2 protein-coding genes are annotated in these 4,864 nt (G+C 58.1%); both read right to left on the reverse strand.

What is annotated here, in order from left to right; genetic code table 11:
• Nucleotides 1-465: 465 nt before the first annotated feature.
• On the reverse strand, nucleotides 466-4,203 hold the full coding sequence (locus tag AC1D0P_RS21725; protein WP_477678650.1) for a hypothetical protein: 3,738 nt from the start codon (nucleotides 4,201-4,203) through the stop codon (nucleotides 466-468).
• A 61-nt stretch (nucleotides 4,204-4,264) separates the two neighbouring features.
• A partial coding sequence (locus tag AC1D0P_RS21730) for a hypothetical protein (RefSeq protein ID WP_477678651.1) occupies nucleotides 4,265-4,864 on the reverse strand: 600 nt, incomplete at its 5' end.

Below are 4,864 nucleotides of genomic sequence, written 5' to 3' on the forward strand. Positions count from 1 at the left end.
GAAACAGTCCTAAGTCCCTGTCGCTGTTGATTTTTTAATCTCTCTTAGCCGATTGGCTGGCCTCTTTAGTCGGGTTTTCGCAACCAATTCAGGATCAGGCGCCAGCACACTAAAACGCTCCAGCAGGCTGGCGTGTGAACAGCGCCTCGATTTTCAGGGTCGCGGCGGGTTGCTGCTGCTGGCTCAGCTGTTCGGGGTGCCTAGCCTGCGCCGCAGTGACCCGTTCTTCGGCTTCCTCGTTGACCCGGGTGGCCAGGCGGGATGTGCCGAGATACGGGGCAAAATGATATTTCAGCGAAAAAGTAATAAAAATCCAAAATGTTATTCGATGCCATCGCACTCCCCCGGGGAGCGACCGCTTAAGGCCTCCTGGACTCAAGCGAGGGAAACTCCCCGCTGTGTATCTCAGGCTCATTTCCTGAAAGCCGACCTCGCCACGCTCAGCTTGCTCGGAGCTTCAGAAAATCAGCTCCGTTCCTCGTGCATCCTCTCCCGATCGATAAGCTTCGTGAGCTCCCCGATGTAGGCGTCCAAAAAGGCCTTCACTTTGATTGACGCAGTCGCGCCGGCCCATTTAATCGCCTGCTCTCGCTGTGCCGCGTGATGCTCGGACGGAGGGCCGCTGTAAGTGCCCAGGCCGAATCGAAACGCGAGCGCGTCGTTGAAGCCTTTCGTGGAGCCATACCTCTCGATGAAAGCTGCGGTGAGATCGCCGCCGGGAGAGGTCAGAGTTTTCGGGATGAAGTCGAGTGCGCGGGCAATGCGCTCACGCGGTGACTTGTCAATCCAATTGAATATGCGTTCTGCTGAAAATGCCTCGATCGGCGTAGGGGACGCATCGTCTCGCATGCCACCTCCCAGCCAATGCGAAACGGTCCATRCATGCGACTTTCCTTCCAGCGCAGCAGCGACGATTTCCCAAGACTCTTCGGGTTTCGCCGCGCATATTGCACCTAAGATGCCGAACGTCTCGGAGGCGGCGGCGTAGGACTGTCGTTTCTTGGGATTTAGAAGCGCCGCAAGCAGGTTGACCTCTAGATTCGGAAAGCGTCCCCTGAATGCTTTCGCCATAGCCTCCCATTGATGGGAGTTTTGGCGCATGTTGTCGCCGAAGAGGCGATGGTCCGTCACCAGCTTCCAGTGCAGGCGCTCCGCGCACTGTGGACCCGACAACCTCCCGAACCAGTAGAAGCCGATGCCGAGCGCGACGTCGGCGGCGATGAGCGACTTGTTGCGCAGCAGTGAGCGAAGGAGAGCTTCGACCTCATCCGGCGGTAAGACAGCCTGTTTCACTTGATATCCGACATGCACGAAAAGCGCTGGCGGAGCGGTCTTCGCGAGCTTGACGAGTTTGGGTATCATCGCCCGCGAAACACCAGACTGGACCGTCGCCGCAATTTTCCAATCGGCTGGGGCGCGACCGGCTAGGAGGTCCAGCGCGATCGCGTCCGCGTCGGCAGGATCCACTTCCCTGGTGCCGTCCAAAAAGCCAACAATGAAGCCGCCCCCACCTGCAGCTCCCAAGGATTTGGCTCGTTGTATCGCGAGGGAACGAAAATCCGAGTCGGACAGTTTGCCAATATGGTGCCCAAATATGCGAATCCTGTGCCCCTGCGATTGAATGGCATGGTCCAAATGGCTAGCGGCAATCTCAGGGCTGGACAGCATCTCGCGGACCAGCGTCTCCACGCGCTTTGTTGGGAGCGGTGAGTCCGCGTGCTCGCCGGATTTCGAGACGGTGTAGTTTTCATCGTAAGTTTCATACTCGACGAAGCGTGCGAATCTGCGCTCATAGGACCCATTGGATAGGGTTCCAAGTAGCTTGGTAAGCCGCCTTTTGGTCGCCTGCGTGGGTTTGGCGAGAGGAAATCTCWCGAAGTGAAGCAGCGCCTTGACAAGTGCCTCGTGGTCCGCACCTGGCAGCATGAGTTGACCCTCAAGGGTGCGGAGCAACAGCGAAACGAGGGGGGCGTGCCCCATTAAACCAAAGCACCCGCGGATGATCTCGCRCGACACCTCGTGCTGCCATTGCGGATCGAACGAATTCGCCTGCTCGAGAAGCATCGCCAACGCCGCCCTCCACGGGGTGTAGAGATCTTCCCAAATCTTAGGTGCCCAGAGCCGTATGGTCGGTAGCAGACCTTGATATTCCACACCGATCACGCGCGTTCCTCCACGCGTCTCTAATATTTTTCCGCAGAGTTCAAGGCCGAGCTTGCGCTCGAACGATTCAGCGGATCCGAACAGCCGGGCGATGAATTCGATGCGCACCATCGGATTGGCCTGGGAAGGAGCGCCCGCAATACCAAACAATTTTCGAAGCGTACCCCGCGCATTGTTGTCGTAGCTGGATTTCTCAATCGCGGCCAACTTGACGAGGAGCTCGGCCGCGCGCGTGAAATGCGGAGCCCACACTGCGATTCGTTCGATGGCGAAGACAAAATCCTGGGATTGTCCGAGATAGGGGTCCGTCGGCGCGATCCACACATCCGTGGTGCGTTCAAGCAGCGCGAGTGTCGATGCTGGATCGGCCTCGGCCAGGGCGGAGAGGAAGCGGGATCCCCGATCGGAACGCAAGAACTTTCGTTTGGCGAAGGGGCTCTTCGGATCATCGAGCAACTCCTTGACGGCCGCCTGCGCTTCCGGCGAGCCGTTCGCGTAGCGCATCATGTTCGTGAACCAGGAGAGTAACGACTCGGGAAGCTCTTTGAGCAACTCGTTCAAGTTCGCCGTGATGCCGTAGTTGCTCCACCACTCGCGCCACAAGTGGACGTGGAGCGCTTGTGGCACGATGCGCAATGTGCGGTCGCCTTGAAGGATGCGACGCTTGACGAATTTGGCAACGTCCCTCTCAAAGGCGCCCTTTGTGATTGACCCATCTACGCGCTTGGCGAGCTTGCCGACGAACTTGCCTTCGGCGTGGACCGGCTTTTTGAAGCCAAACTTGCTGAACAGTGCGATGTGGCGCATCTCCGTGAGCAAGCGTTGCGCCTCAGGGCTGTCAGCGCGTTTGTAGCCTATTACGAAACGCTCCCACACATTGACAGTCGCGGGAGATTTGAGGATGTCCTCGGGGTGCAGCGCCAAGTTTTCCCCGAGAACGTGCGCAGAGCGCGCGGACCCTTTGCACCATTCAGTCCAATTGTGGAGGTCGCCAGAGCCGACTAGATACGTGCCCAGGATTTCGCCGATTTCTTTGTCGCCAAGCTTAGGAAATTCAATGGTTTCCATTGAGGTGTCGCGGCTCACTTCCGGGCCGTGGTCGATGGTGACGAGCTTGATACGCTGCTTGCCCTTGATGACGTTGTAAATGGTCGCCCGGTCGACTTCGTCGCACTCGTCGACAACCAATATCGTCCAGTAGCCGCGCTCTTCATTGATAAGCTCGGTCAAGAGTGAGCCGCTTCTAAGCAGAGCGGCGGAGCTCGCGACATACACACAGCGCGCGGCCAAGTCGTCGGATCCTCGGATGGTTTCGAGCACAAGGCGCGTCTTGCCGCATCCTGGCTCTCCAATTACGCGTGCGTGCTGGATGGTGTCCCCCCTCAAGATATCCGCCAGCCGCTTCATGAAGCGCTTTTGAGCGTCGCCGATGGCAAGAACGCCGCCGAGGTCCGCGCGCGCTCCCCACTGCCTCACTGTCTCGAACTCACCATCCTTGATACCATTCAATTCGAGGCTCAGCGATGGGTATAAGCGCAGCAGTGAGGTGAGTTTGCCGGCGCCCCAAACTTTGACCTCCGCATTAAGATAGCCACAATCAGCGAATGCTTTTCGAAGGTGCGCCTCGGCCTTTGAATGCTCCTCCGGGAGCAGGTCATGGCCGGACGCGACGAGCACGTAGACGCCATTGGTGTCCAGGCACCGCTTGACGGCGGCTCCAAGGCGGTCTTTGGAGGCGGTGACATTGGATTTGCCGAAAATTTCCTTGCGCGCGACCGCTTCCTGCCAGGGTTCGAACGAGTCGCCAGACTTGATCTGAAAGTGGAATGAGACCGCCGGTCCTCCCTGAACCGCTGCTTCCGCGATCACTTTCGCGTCGATACCACCATCTTTCGCGTTGATGCGTTCGGAGATGACCACCTCGCTCAGGCGCATGGGCAGCGCGCCGCAATACAGCAAATCCCGCACAAGGTGCGTCGCTTCGCGCGCGTCCAACTTTTTTACACGCTCGATGTTGGGCGTGAATATGCTTGGTTTCACCTCGTCTCCTTAGTCCGTAAGGCCGCTAGGCGTCACTGTCTCACGCGGCCGGGAGAGTCGATTACGTTCCGGTCGCGGGCGGTTGCTTTAGCTGACGTGCTACTTCGCGTTGCACGGAATGCAGCCGAATGCTGCGTTCAGCTTCGTCCGTGAATGAGCCGATTTCCTCCGCCAGTAACTTGGAGTCATACAGCTTCTCCAACTTGGCCATGTTGGATTCGATGAGCATCAGAAGTTCCTCGTGTGACCGGCCGGAGGAGTTCATAGACTCTATCATCTGTCGCACCCCCTTGAGGCCCGTCAGAGATGTTTCATAGGAAGTGGCGAAGCCCTCGGCCGGCTGAATGACCTCCGCGGCGCCCACCTCCAATGCTGTAGAACTCAACGCACGCATCTTGCGTCGGGCAGCCAGAATTGCGGCCTCACCTTCAATTAGTGTCTTGAGCGCCTCGCGCTTTCGTTGGGCGAAGGCGAGTTCTCGCGCTTGTAACTCGTTGCGCTCCGTTCTTTCTTCGGCACGCCTTGCTCGCTCATTGCCTTCGTTGGCCAGAGACTCACTGTGCTTCGAACGTCTATATGAGATCAGGCCAAATATCRTGCCCACGATTCCGAAAACGATGGCCGCGAGCTCATTGGGCTTAAGTCCGAGTATGTTCATGGA

The organism is Polaromonas sp. P1_G2 (assembly GCF_056405515.1).